Below are 18,990 nucleotides of genomic sequence, written 5' to 3'. Positions count from 1 at the left end.
GTCGGCCCGCCGGGGGCATGGGCCCCAACGCCGCTCCCCGTTTGAAGCAAAAAGACCAACGCCATGACCGACGTCGTCCTCCAACTGCTCAACGTCGAAAGCGCCTACGGCCCTATCAAGGCCATCCGCGGCGTGAGCCTGAAAGTCAGGCAGGGCGAGATCGTGACGGTCCTGGGTTCGAACGGCGCAGGAAAAACGACCATCCTGAAAACCATCTCGGGAATCATCGACCCGAGAAAGGGCAGCATCGAATTCCAGGGCAAGAACATCACCGCCAAGGACCCGGCCTACATCGTGCAGCAGGGCCTGAGCCACGTGCCCGAAGGCCGCGAAGTGTTTCCGTTGCTCTCGGTGAGAGAAAACCTGCTCATGGGCGCTTACACCCGCAAGGACCGCGACGGCGTGGCGAGAGACATGGAGAGCGTCTACAGCTACTTTCCCATCCTGCGTGAGCGTGCCACGCAGGACGCCGGCCTGCTCTCGGGCGGCCAGCAGCAGATGCTCGCGATTTCGCGCGCCATCATGGCTGCGCCGCACCTCATCCTGCTCGACGAACCCAGCCTCGGCCTCAGCCCCAAACTGACGAAAGAGATTTTCGAGATCGTCGTGCGCATCAACCGCGAGCGCGGCACCACCATTTTGTTGGTCGAGCAGAACGCCAACATGGCGCTCAACGCCTCCGACCACGGGTACGTTCTCGAGAACGGCCGCATCGTGATGGAAGACACCTGCGAACGCCTGCGCGAGAAAGAGGACATCAAGGAGTTCTACCTTGGCGTCAAGGACGACGGCGTGCGCGGCGAGCGGCGTTGGAAAAAGAAAAAGACGTGGAGATGACCGCATGACCACCCCCGTCGCCTTGCGCCCTCCCGCCGGCCTGTGGGACCTGGCGCACCTCGAGGCCAAGCCCGGCATCGTCGTGCCCGGCGACACCATCCCGGCCGTGTTCTGGAAGGCCGTGGAACTGCGCGCCGACAAGGTCTGGATGCGGCAGAAGGAATTCGGCATCTGGCGCAGCTGGACCTGGCGGCAGACCGCCGAGGCCGTGCGCGAGATCGCGGGCGGCCTGCTGGCGCTCGGCTTCGGGCCGGGCGAATGCGCCTCGATTCTGGCCAACACCGTCATCGAGTGGGTGCTGTGCGACATCGCCGTGCTCAGCTGCGGCGGCGTGTCGAACGGCATCTACCCGACCGACGCGGCCTCGCAGGTGCACTATCTTTGCGAAGACTCGCGCACCACCGTGCTCTTCGTGGAGGACGACGAGCAGCTCGACAAGGCGCTCGAAGTGCGCGCCCGACTGCCGCTGCTGCGCAAGGTCGTCGTGTTCGACATGGAGGGCTTGCGCGAGCTCGACGATCCCGGCGTCATGAGCCTGGACGCGCTGCGCGCGCTCGGCCGCGCGCATCTGCAGGACCATCCGCAGGCGCTGGAGCAACGCATTGCCGCCTGCCGGCCCGAAGACCTTGCCATCCTCGTCTACACCTCGGGCACCACGGGCAAGCCCAAGGGCGCGATGCACAGCCACCGCGGGCTGGTGTACACCATGCGCGGCTACAACTCCTTGCTGTCGCAGGGCGAGGGCGACGAGCGCATGTGCTTCCTGCCGCTGTGCCACATCGCCGAGCGCATGGGCGGCGAATACTTCGCGATGTACACCGGCTCGATCCTCAACTTCGTCGAAAACCCCGAGACGGTGCCCGAGAACGTGCGCGAGATTTCGCCCACGGTGTTCACGGCCGTGCCGCGCGTGTGGGAGAAGTTCTATTCCGGCGTGATGATCACGCTGAAGGAGGCGAGCCGGCTGCAGCAGGCCGCCTACGGCTGGAGCATCGGCGTGGGCCGGCAGATTGCCGAGCGCGTGCTGCAGGGCCAGCCGGTGGGCGCGGGGCTGCGTTTCAAGTTTCGCCTGGCGCGCTGGCTGGCGCTGGACAACGTGCGCAAGCTCATCGGGATCCACCGTGCGCGGTTCCTCGTCACCGGCGCGGCGCCCATCTCGCCCGAACTGGTGCGCTGGTACCTGGCGCTCGGCGTGCCCATGCTCGAGGTGTGGGGCATGACCGAATCGTGCGGCGCGTCCACGGGCGTGCCGCCGTCGCGCATCATGCCGGGCTCCATTGGCCCGGCCACCAGCTACAACGAGGTGCGCCTCGATCCGCAGACCGGCGAAATCCTGGTGCGCGGCCCCAATGTCTTCATGGGGTACCTCAACCTGCCCGAGAAAACCGCCGAGACCATCGACGCCGACGGCTGGCTGCACACCGGCGACGTGGGAACGGTCGACGCGGGAGGGTATTTCCGCATCACCGACCGCATGAAGGACATCATCATCACGGCAGGTGGAAAGAACATCACGCCGAGCGAGCTGGAGAACGAGCTCAAGTTCAGCCCCTACATCACCGATGCGGTGGTGATCGGCGACAAGAAACCGTACCTGACGGTGATCGTCATGATCGACCAGGAGAACGTCGAGAAGTTTGCGCAGGACCACGATGTGCCTTTCAGCAACTACGAAAGCCTCACGCGTGCGCAAGAGGTGCTGGACCTGATCCAGGGCGAGATCGACCGCGTCAATGCCAAGTTTGCGCGGGTCGAGCAGATCAAGAAATTCTTCCTGCTCGAAACGCAGTTGAGTGCCGAGGACGAAGAGCTCACGCCGACGATGAAGCTCAAGCGGAAATTGGTGCAAACCAAGTATGCCGAGCGCATCGATGCGATGTACCGCTGACCGGCATCGCCGAACCTTTTTTTGTCAACCCGAGGAGACAACGCCATGATGAAGCTCAAGACAGTGACGACCTTGGCCGTGCTGGGCCTGGTCGCGACGTTCGCGTCCGCGCAGCAGCAACAGGGCGTGAGCAAGGACGAAATCCGCATCGGCACCATTCAGGACCTCTCGGGGCCGCTCGCGGGCTTCGGCAAGCAGGCGCGCAACGGCATGCAACTGCGCGTGGACGAACTCAACGAGCAGGGCAGCATCAACGGCCGCAAGCTCAAACTCTTCGTCGAAGACTCCGGCTACGACCCGAAGAAGGCCGTCCTTGCGGCGCAGAAGCTGGTCAACCAGGAAAAGATCTTCATCATGGCGGGCCACATCGGCACCGCGCAAAACATGGCGGCCATGCCGGTGCAGTTCGAGAAGAACATCGTCAACTTCATGCCGATCACCGCGGCGCGTGAAATGTACGAACCGCTGAACCGGCTCAAGTACTCGTTCGCGGCCACCTACTACGACCAGATCCGCCTGGCCCTGCCCAAGATGATCAAGGAGAAGGGCGCGAAGAAGGTCTGCACCATCTACCAGGATGACGAATTCGGGCTCGAAGTGCAGCGCGGCGCCGAGGCCGGCCTGAAGACGGCGGGCCTGGAGCTGGCCGAGAAAACATCGTTCAAGCGTGGCGCCACAGACTTCAGCTCGCAGGTCGCAAAAATGAAGGCGGCCAACTGCGACCTCGTGGTGCTCGGCACCATCATCCGCGAGACCATCGGCACCGTGGGCGAGGCGCGAAAGACCGGCTTCAACCCGACCTTCCTGGGCTCGAGCGCCTCCTATACCGACCTGATCCACAAGCTCGGCGGCAAGGCGATGGACGGCATCTACGCCACCATGACGGTGCAGAACCCCTACACCGACGAGCAGTCGCAGCCGCTGCGCTTCTGGGCCAACAAGTACAAGACCAAGTTCAACGAAGACCCGACGGTGTTCTCGGTGTACGGCTACGTCATCATCGATTCGTTCATCAAGGCGGCGCAGAAGGCCGGCCCCAACCTGACGACCGACAGCTTCATCAAGGCGATGGACACCATGACCTTCGAGCCCGACATGTTCGGCAGTGCCAAGAGCACCTACACCGCCACCAAGCGGCTGGGCAACGACCAGTCCCGCCTGTCGCAAATCAAGGACGGAAAATGGGTCGTCGTCTCTGACTATGTGACACCATAACGGGCACCATGCCCAATTACTGGTTGATGAAATCCGAGCCCGGCGAGGTCTCGATCGACGATGCGCTTGCCGCACCCAACGCCACGGTGGCGTGGACCGGCGTGCGCAACTACCAGGCACGCAACTTCATGCGCGATGGCATGAAGGTAGGGGACGGCGTGCTCTTCTATCACTCGAGCTGCCCCGAGCCGGGCATCGCGGGCATTGCGCGCGTGGCTTCGGGCATCAAGCCCGACCCGACGCAGTTCGACTCCGAGTCGCCGTACTACGATGCGGCCTCGAAGAAGGACGATCCGCGCTGGCTGCTGGTCGACGTGCAGGCCGTTCGCAAGACCCGGCTGCTGGCGCTGCCCGAGCTGCGCGCCAGACCCGAGCTGGCCGACCTGGTCGTGCTGCGCAAGGGCAACCGGTTGTCGATCACGCCGGTCGAGCCCGCGCATTGGCGGATCATCGAGAAGATGCTGGCCTGAACAGGCGCTAGCCCACGCGCTGCAGGATCGGGAACAGCTTGCCGAGCCCGTCGGCCATGACCTCGACCGCGAGCGCCGCGAGGATCAGGCCCATGAGCCGCGTCATGATGTTGATGCCGGTCTTGCCGAGCACACGCGCAATCGGCTGCGCAAGCGAAAAGGCCAGCGCGGTTGCCAGCGCCACCACCACGCCGTAGCCCACCAGCAGCCCGAGCTCCCACAGATGCTGCGTCTTGTCGGCGTAGATCACCACGGTCGATATGGTGGCCGGCCCGGTGAGCAGCGGAATGGTGAGTGGCACCACCGCGATGGACGCGCCCATGGAGGCCTTGACCTCGGTGGCGCGCAGCTCCTCCACGTTGGTCTTGCTCTCGGCCGGCTTCGCATTGAGCATGGACAGCGAACTCATGAGCAGCAGCAGGCCGCCGCCCACCTGGAAGCTGGCAATCGAGATGCCGAAGAACGCCAGCAGCTGCAGCCCGATCAGCGCGCTGACCGCAATCACCACGAAGGCGCTGAAGGCCGACATGCGCACCGTGTGCCGGCGCTGCGCATCGGAGTACCCCTGCGTGTAGTGGATGAAGAAGGGCACGATGGCCAGCGGGTTGACGATGGCCACCAGCGTGACCAGCGGCTTGATCAGGTCCATCGAGGTACTCACCTACCTCCCCCCGGTCACGTCGAGCAGGGCCATGGTGGTGTAGCTGGCCTCTTCGGACAGCAGCCACAGGATCGCGCCGGCAATTTCTTCCGCGCTGCCGGTGCGCTGCATTGGCACGGTGGGCGCCAGCTCGAAGGCGCGGTCGGGCATGCCGCCGGAAGCGTGGATTTCTGTGTCGATCAGGCCGGGGCGCACCGCGTTGACGCGGATGCCCTCGGCGCCGATCTCCTTGGCCAGGCCGATGGTGAAGGTGTCGATGGCGCCCTTGCTGGCCGCGTAGTCGACGTACTGGCCGGGCGAGCCCAGCCGCGCCGCGGCGCTGGAAACATTGACGATCGCCCCGCCCGCGCCGCCGTACCGGGTGCTCATGCGCCGCACCGCTTCGCGTGCGCAGATGAAGCTGCCGATCACGTTGGTGCGGAACATGCGCTCCAGGCGCAGCGCGGTCATTTCATCGACGCGGGCCTGCACGTCGACAACGCCGGCGCTGTTGACCAGCGCCGTGAGGCGGCCGAGCCTGGCATCGACCTTCTGGAACATGGCGGTCACCTGCGCCTCGTCGCCCACGTCGGCCTGCACGGCCACCGCTGTGCCGCCGCCGGCGCGGATGGTGCGCACCACCTCGTCCGCTGCAAGCGAGTTGCTCGCGTAGTTGACGGCCACCGCGTAGCCGCGCTTTGCCGCCAGCAAGGCGGTTGCGGCGCCGATGCCCCGGCCGCCGCCCGTGATCAAGAGTACCTGGTCCAAATCCGACCTCCTGCACAAAAACTGCGTGTCAGTTAAAACCGTTCGCTTGGATTACATCATCGAGGGCGAGCGCATGAGCCATACGATCGACTATTACTTTGCGCCACAGAGCCCATGGACGTATCTGGGGCATGCCCGGTTCGCCGCCATCGCGGCCGCGGCGGGTGCCACGGTGCGCGTGCGGCCCGTCGACCTGGGCAGCGTCTATCCGATCTCGGGCGGGCTGCCCCTCGGCAAGCGGGCACCACAGCGCCAAGCCTACCGGCTGGTCGAACTGGCGCGTTTTTCGCGCCACCTCGATCTGCCGCTGAACCTCAAGCCCAAATTTTTTCCGGTGTCGGGCGACGATGCGGCGCGGCTGATCATCGCGGTCGACCTGCACGACGGCACCGATGTCGCCATGCGCGTGTGCGGCGCAATATTTGCAGCGGTATGGGTGCAGGAGCGCAACATCGGCGACCCCAAGGTGCTCGAATCGCTGGTCGCGGAATGCGGCCTGCCGCCCAAGCGCACGGAGCAGTCGCTGAGCCAGGCCGTGCAGGAGCGTTACGAGGCTTACACCCAGGAAGCGATCGACATCCAGGTGTTCGGTGCGCCAAGCTATGTCATCGACGGCGAGATATTCTGGGGCCAGGACCGGCTCGATTTCGTCGAGCGCGCGCTGCAGCAAAAGCGCTAGCGGCAACCCTTTCATTCGATTCAACTCATTCGCTATCAAGGAGCATGACAACCATGGGTCAATTCATCGATCTCACCGCCAAGGACGGCTTCGTCTTCCCGGCCTACGTGGCCGAACCTGCCGGCAAGCCGCGGGGCGCCGTGGTGGTGGTGCCGGAAATCTTCGGCGTCAACTCGCACATCCGATCGGTGGCCGACGGCTATGCGGCGGACGGTTACCTGGCCGTCTCTCCCTCGACCTTTCATCGCGTGAAGCCCGGCGTCGAGCTCGGCTACAGCGACGAGGACATGAAGGCCGGCTTTGCGCTGAAGACCGCGGTCGAGGCGCTGCCCGCGCCCGGCGTGCTGCAGGACGTCGAGGCCGCCGTGGCCTATGCGGCCAAGGCCGGCAAGGTGGGCATCGTGGGCTATTGCTGGGGCGGCCTCCTGGTCTGGCGCGCCGCGAGCCTGGTTCCGGGCATTGCCGCCGCGGCGCCTTACTACGGCGGCGGAATGACGACGCCGGAAGAAACCGCGCGCCAGCCCAAGGTCCCGGTGCTGGCGCATTTCGGCAATCAGGACCACTGGATTCCGCTGGACACCATCGAAGCCTTCAAGAAGGCGCATCCCGAGGTTCAGGTGCATGTCTACGAGTCGGGCCATGGCTTCAACTGCGACCAGCGCGGTTCGTACAACGCCGAGGCCGCCAAGCTCGCGCGCACGCGCACGCTGGAGTTTTTTGCCAAGCACGTCGGCTGAACGAGCCTGCGCCAAGCGAAGCCCGGCCCGTGCCGGGCTTTTCTATTTCTTTTGTGAGCCTGGCCCTTTGCCGACGCGGGTCTGGAGAAAGTCGAGCAGCGCGCGCAGCGCGGCGCTGTTGTGGCGCCGCTGCAGGTAGGCGGCAGAAAGCCACATGTCCTTGCGCGCATAGTCCTGCAGCACCGGCACCAGTTCGCCTTGGTCGATGTGCGACTGCACGAGGATCGAGGGCAGGTAGATCACGCCGAAGCCGCGCATCGCGACCCGGATCAGCGGCGCGCCTTCGGTGCAGTCCATGCGGCTCTTGACCGGTACGTCCAGCGGCTGGCCGCCATCGTCGAAGCGCCAGACCGGCTGCGCGCCCAGCAACGAATGCGTGAGCGCCTCGTGGCCGGCAAGGTCGCGCGGATGCTCGGGCTTGCCGTGCTTCTTCCAGTAGACCGGCGATGCGCAGACCACCATCTCCATGAGCATCAGCTTGCGCACGATCAGGTTGGCATCCGCGACCGGGCCGCTGCGGATGTCGACGTCGATGCCTTCCTCCGCGAGATCGACCGTGCGGTTGGTCAGCTGCAGGCTGATGCTCACATCGGGGTAGTAGCGCATGAAGTCGGCCAAAAGGCCCGGAAATTCGCCGTTCCCCATGCCGTGCGGGGCCGAAATCCGCAGGCGCCCGCCGGGCTGCCTGGCGCGCTCCTGCAACTCGGCCTGGGTGAGCTCGACCATCTCGAGAACCGGCGTGCTGCGTTCGAGCAGCAGTTGGCCGGCGTCGGTCAGGCTCACCGAACGCGTGGAGCGGTTGAGCAGGCGCACGCCAAAGCGCGTTTCAAGCTCCGCCACGTATTTGCTGACGGTGGCTTTCGACATGTCGAGCTTCTTGGCCGCGTGCGAAAAGCTGCCCTGCGAAGCAACCTCCCGGAAGGTTCTGATCAGATCGAGACTGTCCATGTCAAAGTGCCCATTGTTTCCGTTTCAGGATCGGCATGCGTTGATTTTTCGGGAAGACCGGCTTGTGCAGCCGCGAAGCGCTCACTCAATCGAAGGCATGCCTTCGGGCTGTCATTGTTTCAATAGAGGAAACACGGTGTCTCTGTTCCACGTGTTTTGCGCGGCTGTTTCAGTTGGAAACTCGCCGCACAGGTGAGCGAACGAGCGAGCCTGGTGGACGAACCATCCAACGAACACAAGGAACTGAAAATGAAGACCTCGCACATCCTCGCTGCCGCCGCCCTGACCCTGTTGGCCGCCACCGGCGCCCAAGCTGAAAGCTACGATGGCGTGAACACCGCCGTCTCGACCAAGAGCCGTGACGAAGTGAACGCCGAAGCCGTGCGCACCGCAGCGGCTCCGAACCAGAACGTGACCCGCGGTTCGCGCGGCCCGGAAACGGTCGCCGTGTCGAAGGAGCGTTCGCTCGTCGAAGCCGAAGCGGTCCGTACCGCCTACGCTCCCGACCAGAACGTGAGCTCGGGTTCGCGCGTCAACAGCAAGGTCGTCTCGACGATGGCCCACCCGATGGACGCACGCGTTCAAGCCCAACAAGGCTCGGGCGCCGTCGCCAAGTAAGCCGGCAAGAAAGGCGGGCCCTTCGGGACTGCTTTTAAAAAGAAAGCCACGCGAAAGCGTGGCTTTTTTGTTGGGCAGGGGTCAGCGTGTGCGCGCGAGATAGCGCTTGCGCCAGAAAATCACGACCAGCAGCACCGCGATGGCCAACATTGCGCTCATCGCGATCCAGAAACCGTCTGCCTTGTGCACCAGCGGAATGAACTCGAAGTTCATGCCGAAGATGCCGGCAATGAGGTTGAGCGGAAGGAAGATGGCGGTCAGCACGGTGAGCACCCGCATGATGTCGTTGGCGCGGTGGCCCTGGACGCTGAAATGCATCTGCACCGCGGTTTCCGCGTTCTGCTCGAGCCGGCGCACGTGATGCACCACGCGCTCGATGTGTTCGAGCACGTCGCGGCTTCGCACCATGATCAGTTCCCGCTCGCGCTGCTCTGCTTCGCCTTTCGGTGACGGCAGAGTTTCGAGCAAATCGATCCAGTCCTGTATGGCGGCGCGCTGGTCCTCGCAGATTTCGTCCAGGTGATGCAGCGACTGCCGGGTTTCCATCAGCGCGCCCCAGTTGGTGAAGCGGCTGCGCGGATCGATCAACTCGGTCTGCCAGTGGTCGAGCTGGCGGGTGAGCTCGCGGCGCATGTCCAGATAGCCATCGACGATCTGGTTGATGACCCGAAGCATCAGGTCGGCGGTGCCGGTCGGCACGCGGGCCGAGGTGGCGCGCACGTCGAGCGCCGGGGCACCCTGGTCGTCGGGCGACCCGGCCGCCAGCAGCCGGGCGGCAAAGGCGTCGCGCACTACGCCGTCCTCGGGGTGAACCGAGAGCAACACGCGGTCGAACACGGCGAAACCCACCGGTCGGGTGTCGACCCGGCGCAGCACCGGGGGGCCGCGGCGCCCGGCAAGGGGCGGTTCGCCGCCACCGGCGTCCTTGCCATTGCCCGCGGCCGCCTGGCCCGGACCGCTCGAGAGGCGCCGGAACACCAGCACGTCGTATTTCGAGGTGTAGTCGAAGTGCGACGGCAACTGGTCGTTGAGCAGGTCGGCCACGTGCAGGTCGACCAGCTGGGTGAGGCAGAGCGACTGCAGGATCTGCTGAACTTCCGGCAGCGAGGCGCGAAACTCGTTCCGCGTCAGCGAGATCCAGAGATAGCCTTGCGCGCCGCATGCGCCCGGCACCGTGAGCGGCGCCAGCGCCTGGTGCTCGCTCACCTGCGAGCGGTTGATTTCAATGATTCGCATGGGCCGCCTTGTTGCTCTCTTTCATTGCCGGTCGGGCCCGCCCTCGGACCCCGAAGGTGTTGAGCTATTGTTTTTGTAGCAAACGTGCAGCGTCAAGTGCGAAGTAGGTGAGAACGCCGTCGGCGCCGGCGCGCTTGAAAGCGAGCAGGCTTTCGAGCACCACCGCATCGTGGTCGAGCCAGCCGTTCTGCGCGGCGGCCTTGAGCATCGCGTATTCGCCGCTGACCTGGTAGGCGAAGGTGGGCACGTGGAATTCGTCCTTCACGCGGCGCACGATGTCCAGGTAGGGCATGCCAGGCTTCACCATCACCATGTCGGCGCCCTCGGCGATGTCGAGCCCGACTTCGCGCAGCGCCTCGTCGCTGTTTCCCGGGTCCATCTGGTAGACCTTCTTGTTGCTCTTGCCGAGCGTCGCGGCCGAGCCCACGGCATCGCGGAACGGGCCGTAGAAAGCGCTGGCGTACTTGGCGCTGTACGCCATGATGCGGGTGTGAACGTCGCCGCGGGCCTCCAGCGCGCTGCGGATGGCGCCGATGCGGCCGTCCATCATGTCGCTGGGCGCCACGATGTCCACGCCGGCTTGCGACTGCGCGAGCGCCTGCTTCACCAGCACCTCGACGGTGGCGTCGTTGAGGATGTAGCCGGTGTCGTCGAGGAGGCCGTCCTGCCCGTGGCTGGTGTAGGGGTCGAGCGCCACGTCGGTCATCACGCCGAGTTCCGGAAAGCGCGACTTGAGCGCCGCGACCACCCGGGGAATCAGCCCTTCGGGGTTGAAGGCTTCGTCGCCCGACGGTGTCTTGAGTCCAGCATCGATCACTGGAAAAAGCGCCATCGCCGGAATGCCGGCTTCCACGCACTGCTCCGCCAGCGGCAGCAGCAGGTCGAGGCTCAGGCGGTCCACGCCGGGCATGGAAGACACGGCATCGCGCTTCTTCTCGCCTTCCTGCACGAACACGGGATAGATCAGATCGTGCGCCGTCAGCGCATGCTCCCTGACCAGATTGCGGGTGAAGGCATCGCGGCGCAAGCGGCGCGGCCGGCCGGCGGGGTACATGGCAAAGGAGGAGAAGGAGGAGGGCGTCGTCATAAGCGGAAAATTGTGCCTGAAGCGCCAATCCACGTACGGGCCGTCCTGCGAGAAGGCCCCCTGATCACCTTTCAAATTGGTAGACCGAAGGTTCTCTTTTTTTGCGCGGAAATGTCAAAGAAAGTGGCCGTTTCGCTTGAAACCTTGTTTCGTCTTTGTTAAATTCTGAAGCGGGCGGCTTGCCGCTCCCCGCTTTTCCTCCCTGAGCGGGTGCCTTGATGTGTGACAGCAAAAGGGCTTCCCAGCCCGACGTGCAGACGTCGGGCTTTTTTTTGCCTGCTGCGTCCGTGCCGGCAGGCAAAGGCCGGAAGAGCGCGGCCGGCCACTAAACTGCCGCCATGCTCTGGGTCAAATCTTTTCACATCGTCTTCATTGCGAGCTGGTTCGCGGGGTTGTTCTATCTGCCCCGGATATTCGTCAATCTGGCGATGGTGCCGCCGGAGTCCGTTGCCGAACGTGAGCGCTTGCTGCTGATGGCGCGCAAGCTGTTGCGGTTTACGACTTTGCTGGCCATTCCGGCCTTGGGTTTTGGTCTTTGGCTCTGGTTGGGCTATGGCATCGGACGCGGACCGGGCAACGGCTGGATGCATGCCAAGCTGGCGCTGGTCCTGGCCGCCGTCGGGTATCACCATGGGTGCGGCGTGCTGCTGCGCCGCTTCGTGGCCGGAGGCCAGCAGCGCAGCCATCGCTGGTACCGCTGGTTCAACGAACTGCCCGTCTTGCTGCTGCTGGGCATCGTGGTGCTGGTGGTCGTCAAGCCGTTCTGAGCCGCCAAGGTGGAGACGCAGCACAAGACCGCCGCGCTGCCCCTTGCGCTCGCCTATGCGGCGCTGATCGTCTATGCCAGCCTTTATCCGTTCGCCGACTGGCGCGACCAGGGCATTGCACCCTGGGCCTATTTGTCGGCGTCGTGGCCCAAGTATTGGACGGGGTTCGATTTCGCGATCAATGTCGGCGGCTACGTGCCCTTCGGCTTTCTTTGCGCGCTGGCCGTGCTGCGCACGCGACGCGACGCGAGCGTCTGGCGAGCCATGCTGCGCGCAACCGTGGCCGGCGCAGCGGTGGCTTTTGCGATGGAGACGCTGCAAAGCTATCTTCCGGCGCGCATTCCTTCCAATGTCGACCTGGGGCTGAACACCTCCGGCGCCCTTCTGGGGGCGATGCTGGCGGTGGGGCTGGAGCGCCTTGGCGCGGTGGCGCACTGGAGCCGCACGCGCTCGCAATGGTTCGTCGAAGAGTCTCGCGGCGCGCTGGTGCTGCTGGCGCTGTGGCCCATCGCGCTCCTGTTTCCGGCAGCCGTGACCTTCGGGCTCGGCCAGGTGTTCGAGCGGCTCGAGGTCGCAATCTCGGAGTGGCTGCTCGACACGCCTTTCATCGACTGGATGCCGCTTCGCCAGTTCGAGCTCGAGCCGTTGGTGCCCGCTGCCGAACTGCTGTGCGTGATGCTCGGTGCCCTGGTGCCTTGCCTGCTGGCCTTCCTGGTGACGCGCACGGTGGCCCGTCGCGCCGTGCTGCTGCCGCTCACGCTGCTGGCCGGCATTGGCGCCTCGGCGCTGTCGGCGGCCTTGAGCTACGGACCGGAGCATGCGTGGGCCTGGCTGGGCCTGCCGGTGCAGGTCGGCATTGCGAGTGCTTTGATTGCGGGCATGCTGCTGCTGGGGGCGCCGCGCCGGCTGTGCGCGGCCTTGCTGCTGGTGGGCCTGGTGATCCAGCTGAGCCTTTTGAACCAGGCGCCCGAGAGCGCGTATTTCGCGCAGACCCTGGCCACCTGGGAGCAGGGGCGCTTCATCCGCTTTCACGGCCTGGCGCAGTGGCTGGGTTGGGTGTGGCCGTTCGCGGTGCTGGCCTATGTGGTGGCCGCGCTGTCGCGCCGCGGACGCCAGGCCGGTTGAGAGCGTGCTCGATGGCGCATGGCGGGCGTCACTAAAATCCATGGATGCCCAGTTCCACTCCCGCCGCGCCGCACGGCTACTACGGCCGCCACATCTTCTTCTGTCTCAACGAGCGCAAGAACGGTGAAGACTGCTGCGCCCTGCACAACGCCCAGCAAGGTTTCGACCGCTGCAAGGCAAAGGTCAAGGAGGCGGGGTTGGCCGGCCCGGGCAAGGTCAGGGTCAACAAGGCCGGCTGTCTCGATCGTTGCGCGGGCGGGCCCGTGGCGGTGGTCTACCCCGAGGCGGTCTGGTACACCTTCGTCGATGCCGAAGACATCGACGAAATCGTCGAGTCGCATCTGAAGAACGGCAATGTCGTCGAACGCCTCGTGCTGCCGCCAGATGTCGGCCGCTGAACTTTTCCGGAAGTCCCGCGCTCGTACCGTCCACCCAGCCTGCCGCCGCCGGGCCGTTCCATTCCCAGCCCCATGAACTCCCAGACCGAAAAGATCCGCCTCCAAGGCGCCGCCGGCGTCATCGAGGTGCAGCGCGACCAGCCGTCCGAAGCCGATGGCGCGCGCGGCATCGCGGTCATCGCCCATCCGCATCCGCTGTTCGGCGGCACCATGGACAACAAGGTGGTGCAGACCCTGGCGCGTGCATTCGTCGCCTGCGGCTGGACCGCGGTGCGCTTCAACTTTCGCGGCGTGGGTGCGAGCGAAGGCGTGCACGATGAAGGCCGCGGCGAGCGCGAAGACATGCTGAACGTCGTCGAACAACTCGCTCCCGAGGGGCCGCTGGCCATTGCCGGGTTTTCGTTCGGCGCCTTCGTTGCGAGCTGCACGGCCGAAAAGCTCTGGGCGTCGCGCGACATTCGGCAGCTCGTTCTGGTCGGAACTGCTGCCTCGCGCTTTGCCGTGGCCACGCTGCCGGCCGACGCGCACGAGCGCACGCTGGTGGTCCACGGCGAAGCCGACGACACGGTGCCGCTGTCGGCCGTCATGGACTGGGCGCGGCCGCAGTCACTTCCTGTCACGGTTGTCCCCGGGGGCGGCCATTTCTTTCACGGACAATTGCCGCTGCTCAAAAGTCTGGTCGTCCGCCATCTGCGCGCGGGCATCGCGTGAAAGCCCTGCGGGCTTGTTTTCGTTTTCTCCCAATCTCTCCCATGAATCGTTTTCTTGACGCGTTTCGCGCCCTGGTGCTGAGCGCCGCCGCCTCGGTCTGCATGATTGCCGCCGCCCAGGTGCCGGCACCGCCGGAAATTGCCGCGCGCAGCTATCTGCTGCTCGACGTCACGGCCAACCAGATCCTCGCCCAGAAGGACATCGACAGCCCGGTCGAGCCGGCCTCGCTCACCAAGCTGATGTCGGCCTACATCGTCTTCGACGCGCTGCGCGCCAAGAAGATCACGCTGACCCAGACCATGCCCGTCAGCCAGCGCGCCTGGAAGATGCCCGGTTCGCGCATGTTCATCGACCCGAAGATGCAGGTGCCGGTCGAAGACCTGATCAAGGGGCTCATCGTCCAGTCGGGCAACGACGCCACGGTGGCGCTGGCCGAAGGCGTGGGCGGCACGGTGGAGCATTTCGTCGAACTCATGAACGCGCAGGCCAAGGCGCTGGGCATGAAGAACACCGCCTACAAGAACCCCGAGGGCCTCACGGCGCCCGGCCACACCACCACGGCGCGCGACCTGAGCATTCTTGCGACGCGCCTGGTTCGCGACTTCCCCGAGGAAGCCAAGTACTACGCCATCAAGAAGTACCGCTACCCCGGCACGCCTTCGACCAACGACACCAACCGCAACCTGCTGCTGTTCCGCGACCCGACTGTCGACGGCCTCAAGACCGGCCATACCGAGGCGGCCGGCTACTGCATGATCGCCACCGCCAAGCGCGATTTTCCCAACCTGACCGGCGGCCGCCGCCTGCTGTCGATCGTGCTGGGCACGTCGGGCGAAACCGTGCGCGCCAACGAGTCGCAAAAACTGCTGAACTGGGGCTACACGGCCTACGACGCCGTGCGCCTGTTCGACGCCGGCCAGCCCGCTGCCACGCCGGCGGTCTGGAAGGGCAAGGCCAATACGCTCAAGCTGGGCCGTCCGGAAGCGATCGTGGTCGCGGTACCGACGGGTACCGCCAACAAGATCAAGACCCAGGTGGCGCGCCCCGATCCGCTGGTGGCGCCGTTTACCAAGTACCAGGCCGTGGGCTCGCTCAAGGTGACCCTGGACGACCAGCCTTTGGCCGATGTGCCGCTGGTGGCCCTCGAGGGCGTCGAGCAGGCGGGTATTTTTGGCCGCGCCTGGGATGCCGTTCGACTCTGGATCAAGTGAAGCCAGCGCGTAGCAATTGCTGACGGCGGGGTCGACTGCTATACTCGTGGGCTTTTCGGAATTTTCCGAAGGGTTTCACGTTTTCGTTATTCCCGGTTTCCTTTCCTTGCGTCACGTCAAGGAAAGGACGGCTTCAGGGCCAGGACCGGGGTGTTTTGGGACTAATTCATTCATGCCAACCATCAATCAACTGGTGCGTCAGGGTCGAACGGTCGAAAAGATCAATTCGAAGAGCCCTGCCATGCAGAACTCGCCGCAACGCCGCGGCGTCTGCACCCGCGTCTACACCACGACGCCCAAGAAGCCCAACTCGGCGCTTCGTAAAGTTGCCAAGGTCCGTCTGACCAATGGCTTCGAAGTCATTTCCTACATCGGCGGCGAAGGCCACAACCTGCAGGAACACAGCGTTGTGCTGGTTCGCGGCGGTCGTGTCAAGGACTTGCCCGGTGTTCGCTACCACATCGTGCGCGGCTCGCTCGACCTGCAAGGCGTGAAAGACCGCAAGCAGTCGCGTTCCAAGTACGGCGCGAAGCGCCCCAAGAAGGCTTAAGCCTTCCTGTCGTAAAAAAACAAACGGTGTTCGGTTGCCTTGGCGGGCACATCGAACGAAGTGACCCAATGTCGGGTCGAGTAAGTGAGGGTCCGGAATGGCTCTCGCGGTGCCGGAAACGGTGCCAACTGAAGCAAAGAGGTTAGTAACATGCCACGTCGTCGCGAAGTCCCCAAACGTGAAATCCTGCCGGATCCCAAGTACGGCAATGTCGAGCTGTCGAAGTTCATGAACGTGATCATGGAAGGCGGCAAGAAGGCGATCGCCGAGCGCATCATTTATGGCGCGCTCGAGTTCATCGAAAAGAAGAACCCTGACAAGGACCCGCTCGAAGCTTTCACCGTTGCCATCAACAACGTGAAGCCGATGGTCGAAGTGAAGTCGCGCCGCGTCGGTGGTGCGAACTACCAGGTGCCGGTCGAAGTGCGTCCGGTGCGCCGTCTGGCGCTCTCGATGCGCTGGATCAAGGAAGCCGCCCGCAAGCGTGGCGAAAAGTCGATGGCCCTGCGTCTGGCCAACGAGCTGATGGAAGCCACGGAAGGCCGTGGCGGCGCCATGAAGAAGCGCGACGAAGTGCACCGCATGGCAGAAGCCAACCGCGCTTTCAGCCACTTCCGCTTCTAAGAATCAAACTTCGCTTGGGCGTTGGGTGTTGAGTGTCGGGCGATGTCGCCCGGGCTCAAGGCCCAGCGCTCAACGCATTTAACCCGAAAGTAAATCATGTCCCGCAAGACCCCCATCGAGCGCTACCGCAACATCGGCATCTCCGCGCACATCGACGCCGGCAAGACCACGACGACCGAGCGCATCCTGTTCTACACCGGTGTGAACCACAAGATCGGTGAAGTGCACGATGGCGCCGCCACGATGGACTGGATGGAGCAAGAGCAAGAGCGCGGCATCACGATCACCTCGGCTGCCACCACCTGCTTCTGGAAGGGCATGGCGGGCACGTTCGACGAACACCGCATCAACATCATCGACACCCCCGGCCACGTGGACTTCACCATTGAAGTCGAGCGCTCGATGCGCGTGCTGGACGGCGCGGTCATGGTGTACGACGCGGTCGGCGGCGTGCAGCCCCAGTCCGAAACCGTCTGGCGCCAGGCCAACAAGTACAAGGTTCCGCGTCTCGCGTTCGTCAACAAGATGGACCGCACCGGCGCCGACTTCCTGCGCGTGCGCCAGATGATGGTGGACCGCCTGAAGGCCAACCCCGTCGTGATCCAGATCCCGATCGGCGCCGAAGAGCGCTTCCAGGGCATCGTCGACCTCGTCAAGATGAAATCGATCATCTGGGACGAAGAAAAGGGCGTGACCTTCAAGTACGGTGAAATCCCGGCCGACCTGGCCGAGGTGTGTGCCGAGTACCGCGAAAAGCTCGTCGAAGCCGCTGCCGAAGCGAGCGAAGAGCTCATGAACAAGTACCTCGAAGGCAATGAGCTGACCGAAGCCGAAATCAAGGCTGCGATCCGCCAACGCACCATCGCCGGCGAAATCCAGCCGATGCTGTGCGGCTCGGCCTTCAAGAACAAGGGCGTGCAAGCCATGCTCGACGCTGTCGTCGAATACATGCCCGCACCGACGGACATCCCGCCGGTCAAGGGCATGGACGAAGACGAAGTGCCGACGACCCGCAAGGCCGACGACGACGAGAAGTTCTCCGCGCTCGCATTCAAGCTCATGACCGACCCGTTCGTCGGCCAGCTGACCTTCGTTCGCGTCTATTCCGGCGTGCTGACCAAGGGCGACAGCGTCTACAACCCGGTGCGCGGCAAGAAAGAGCGCATCGGCCGGATCGTGCAGATGCACGCCAACAATCGCGTCGAAGTGAGCGAAATCCGCGCCGGCGACATCGCTGCCTGTATTGGCCTCAAGGAAGTGACCACGGGCGAAACCCTGTGCGATCCCGCCGCCATCCTGACGCTCGAGCGCATGGTGTTCCCGGAATCGGTGATCTCCCAGGCCGTCGAGCCCAAGACCAAGGTCGACCAGGAAAAGATGGGCATCGCCCTGCAACGCCTGGCACAGGAAGACCCGTCGTTCCGCGTCAAGACCGACGAAGAATCGGGCCAGACCATCATCGCCGGCATGGGCGAGCTTCACCTCGAAATCATCGTGGACCGCATGAAGCGCGAGTTCGGCGTGGAAGCCAACGTGGGCAAGCCCCAGGTGGCCTACCGCGAAACGATCCGCAAGACCGTCGAAGATGCCGAAGGCAAGTTCGTTCGCCAGTCGGGCGGCAAGGGCCAGTACGGTCACGTCATCCTGAAGCTCGAGCCGCAGGAAGCGGGCAAGGGCTTCGAGTTCGTCGACGCCATCAAGGGCGGTGTGGTTCCTCGCGAATACATCCCCGCAGTGGAAAAGGGCGTTGTGGAAGCACTGACCCAGGGCGTGCTGGCGGGCTACCCCGTTGTCGACGTCAAGGTCACGCTGCACTTCGGCTCGTACCACGACGTGGACTCGAACGAAATGGCGTTCAAGATGGCCGCCATCTTCGGTTTCAAGGAAGGCGCCCGCAAGGCCAGCCCCGTGATTCTCGAGCCGATGATGGCCGTGGAAGTCGAAACGCCTGAAGACTACGCCGGCAACGTGATGGGCGACCTGTCGTCACGTCGCGGCATGGTGCAGGGCATGGAAGACATGATCGGTGGCGGCAAGGCCATCAAGGCCGAAGTGCCGCTGTCGGAAATGTTCGGCTACTCGACCACGCTGCGTTCGATGTCGCAAGGCCGTGCCACGTACACGATGGAGTTCAAGCACTACGCTGAAGCTCCGCGCAACGTTGCAGAAGCCATCGTGGCAGCTCGCGCTAAGTAATGTCTTTGCGGGACAGACCAGGATTTGCGCAGCAAATCTGCTCTGTCCCCAACTGATTAAAAGAATGCAGGGTCACGCAGTGCGCGGCTCTCTTTGTCTGCGATCCGGTGCCGCCACGTTCCCGTGCGAGGCGAACCAGCAATCGGGTGCAGACATAAAACCAATACACGGGAATGCTCTTTCAAGGATTGAAAAATGGCAAAAGGTAAATTCACCCGCACCAAGCCGCACGTGAACGTGGGCACGATCGGTCACGTCGACCACGGCAAGACCACGCTGACGGCG

21 protein-coding genes are annotated in these 18,990 nt (G+C 64.2%); 16 read left to right on the top strand and 5 right to left on the bottom strand.

Annotation, left to right across the window (positions count from 1 at the left end; genetic code table 11):
- Positions 1-63: 63 nt before the first annotated feature.
- From BLR24_RS28770 to BLR24_RS28755, 4 genes are read left to right on the top strand one after another with little or no spacing between them, the layout of a single operon-like run.
- Positions 64-837, top strand: a complete 774-nt coding sequence (locus BLR24_RS28770) for an ABC transporter ATP-binding protein (RefSeq protein WP_093023850.1) — start codon at positions 64-66, stop codon at positions 835-837.
- Between the two features lie 4 nt (positions 838-841).
- Positions 842-2,725 carry an AMP-dependent synthetase/ligase gene (locus tag BLR24_RS28765; protein ID WP_093023848.1) on the top strand — a complete coding sequence of 628 codons (1,884 nt, stop codon included), beginning with the start codon at positions 842-844 and terminating at the stop codon, positions 2,723-2,725.
- A 48-nt stretch (positions 2,726-2,773) separates the two neighbouring features.
- A complete protein-coding gene (locus tag BLR24_RS28760; RefSeq protein WP_093023955.1) occupies positions 2,774-3,940 on the top strand; it encodes an ABC transporter substrate-binding protein in 1,167 nt (388 codons plus the stop codon).
- Positions 3,941-3,948: 8 nt separating this feature from the next.
- Entirely contained in the window at positions 3,949-4,410 is a 462-nt protein-coding gene (locus BLR24_RS28755; protein ID WP_093023846.1) for an EVE domain-containing protein, read from the top strand.
- A gap of 7 nt (positions 4,411-4,417) precedes the next feature.
- On the opposite strand, the gene BLR24_RS28750 is transcribed toward BLR24_RS28755, so the two are convergent.
- Positions 4,418-5,059 carry a MarC family protein gene (locus tag BLR24_RS28750; RefSeq protein ID WP_021012807.1) on the bottom strand — a complete coding sequence of 214 codons (642 nt, stop codon included), beginning with the start codon at positions 5,057-5,059 and terminating at the stop codon, positions 4,418-4,420.
- Between the two features lie 12 nt (positions 5,060-5,071).
- A complete protein-coding gene (locus BLR24_RS28745) occupies positions 5,072-5,818 on the bottom strand; it encodes an SDR family oxidoreductase (protein WP_093023844.1) in 747 nt (248 codons plus the stop codon).
- 73 nt (positions 5,819-5,891) lie between these two features.
- On the opposite strand from BLR24_RS28745, the gene BLR24_RS28740 reads away from it, so the two are divergent.
- Positions 5,892-6,497, top strand: coding sequence for a 2-hydroxychromene-2-carboxylate isomerase (locus BLR24_RS28740; protein ID WP_093023953.1), 606 nt, complete (start codon positions 5,892-5,894; stop codon positions 6,495-6,497).
- Positions 6,498-6,550: 53 nt separating this feature from the next.
- Entirely contained in the window at positions 6,551-7,234 is a 684-nt protein-coding gene (locus BLR24_RS28735) for a dienelactone hydrolase family protein (protein WP_093023842.1), read from the top strand.
- A 42-nt stretch (positions 7,235-7,276) separates the two neighbouring features.
- On the opposite strand, the gene BLR24_RS28730 is transcribed toward BLR24_RS28735, so the two are convergent.
- Positions 7,277-8,182 (bottom strand): LysR family transcriptional regulator, encoded by a 906-nt coding sequence (locus BLR24_RS28730; RefSeq protein WP_093023840.1) that lies wholly within the window; start codon positions 8,180-8,182, stop codon positions 7,277-7,279.
- Positions 8,183-8,431: 249 nt separating this feature from the next.
- Here BLR24_RS28730 and BLR24_RS28725 point away from each other — a divergent pair, with 249 nt between their 5' ends.
- Complete coding sequence (locus tag BLR24_RS28725) at positions 8,432-8,800, top strand: DUF4148 domain-containing protein (protein ID WP_055798257.1); 369 nt, start codon at positions 8,432-8,434, stop codon at positions 8,798-8,800.
- A gap of 81 nt (positions 8,801-8,881) precedes the next feature.
- Here the strand turns inward: BLR24_RS28725 and BLR24_RS28720 are convergent, their stop codons facing one another.
- Both BLR24_RS28720 and hemB read right to left on the bottom strand, forming a co-directional pair.
- Entirely contained in the window at positions 8,882-10,036 is a 1,155-nt protein-coding gene (locus BLR24_RS28720) for a magnesium transporter CorA family protein (RefSeq protein WP_093023839.1), read from the bottom strand.
- A 64-nt stretch (positions 10,037-10,100) separates the two neighbouring features.
- Positions 10,101-11,090 carry a porphobilinogen synthase gene (gene hemB, locus BLR24_RS28715; protein ID WP_093023952.1) on the bottom strand — a complete coding sequence of 330 codons (990 nt, stop codon included), beginning with the start codon at positions 11,088-11,090 and terminating at the stop codon, positions 10,101-10,103.
- A 371-nt stretch (positions 11,091-11,461) separates the two neighbouring features.
- Between hemB and BLR24_RS28710 the strand changes: the two genes are divergently transcribed.
- The 9 genes from BLR24_RS28710 to BLR24_RS28670 all read left to right on the top strand — a co-directional run.
- Positions 11,462-11,890 (top strand): CopD family protein, encoded by a 429-nt coding sequence (locus BLR24_RS28710; protein ID WP_093023837.1) that lies wholly within the window; start codon positions 11,462-11,464, stop codon positions 11,888-11,890.
- Positions 11,891-11,899: 9 nt separating this feature from the next.
- Entirely contained in the window at positions 11,900-13,015 is a 1,116-nt protein-coding gene (locus tag BLR24_RS28705; protein ID WP_093023835.1) for a VanZ family protein, read from the top strand.
- Between the two features lie 44 nt (positions 13,016-13,059).
- A complete protein-coding gene (locus BLR24_RS28700) occupies positions 13,060-13,413 on the top strand; it encodes a (2Fe-2S) ferredoxin domain-containing protein (RefSeq protein WP_093023833.1) in 354 nt (117 codons plus the stop codon).
- Between the two features lie 72 nt (positions 13,414-13,485).
- Complete coding sequence (locus tag BLR24_RS28695) at positions 13,486-14,124, top strand: alpha/beta hydrolase (protein ID WP_093023831.1); 639 nt, start codon at positions 13,486-13,488, stop codon at positions 14,122-14,124.
- Positions 14,125-14,165: 41 nt separating this feature from the next.
- Entirely contained in the window at positions 14,166-15,335 is a 1,170-nt protein-coding gene (locus tag BLR24_RS28690; RefSeq protein WP_093023829.1) for a D-alanyl-D-alanine carboxypeptidase family protein, read from the top strand.
- A 172-nt stretch (positions 15,336-15,507) separates the two neighbouring features.
- Positions 15,508-15,885 (top strand): 30S ribosomal protein S12, encoded by a 378-nt coding sequence (gene rpsL, locus BLR24_RS28685; protein ID WP_013543948.1) that lies wholly within the window; start codon positions 15,508-15,510, stop codon positions 15,883-15,885.
- Between the two features lie 150 nt (positions 15,886-16,035).
- The gene (gene rpsG, locus BLR24_RS28680; RefSeq protein WP_093023827.1) at positions 16,036-16,509 is read left to right on the top strand and encodes a 30S ribosomal protein S7; all 474 of its coding nucleotides are present in this window, start codon (positions 16,036-16,038) and stop codon (positions 16,507-16,509) included.
- A gap of 96 nt (positions 16,510-16,605) precedes the next feature.
- A complete protein-coding gene (gene fusA, locus BLR24_RS28675) occupies positions 16,606-18,705 on the top strand; it encodes an elongation factor G (protein ID WP_093023825.1) in 2,100 nt (699 codons plus the stop codon).
- Positions 18,706-18,900: 195 nt separating this feature from the next.
- On the top strand, positions 18,901-18,990 hold a 90-nt coding region (locus tag BLR24_RS28670), incomplete at its 3' end, for a GTP-binding protein (RefSeq protein WP_038111923.1).

This window comes from Variovorax sp. OV700 (assembly GCF_900099805.1).
Lineage (GTDB): Bacteria > Pseudomonadota > Gammaproteobacteria > Burkholderiales > Burkholderiaceae_C > Variovorax.
The sequence above is the reverse complement of the archived record's forward strand: the minus strand, read 5'-3'. Positions and strand labels throughout refer to the sequence as shown.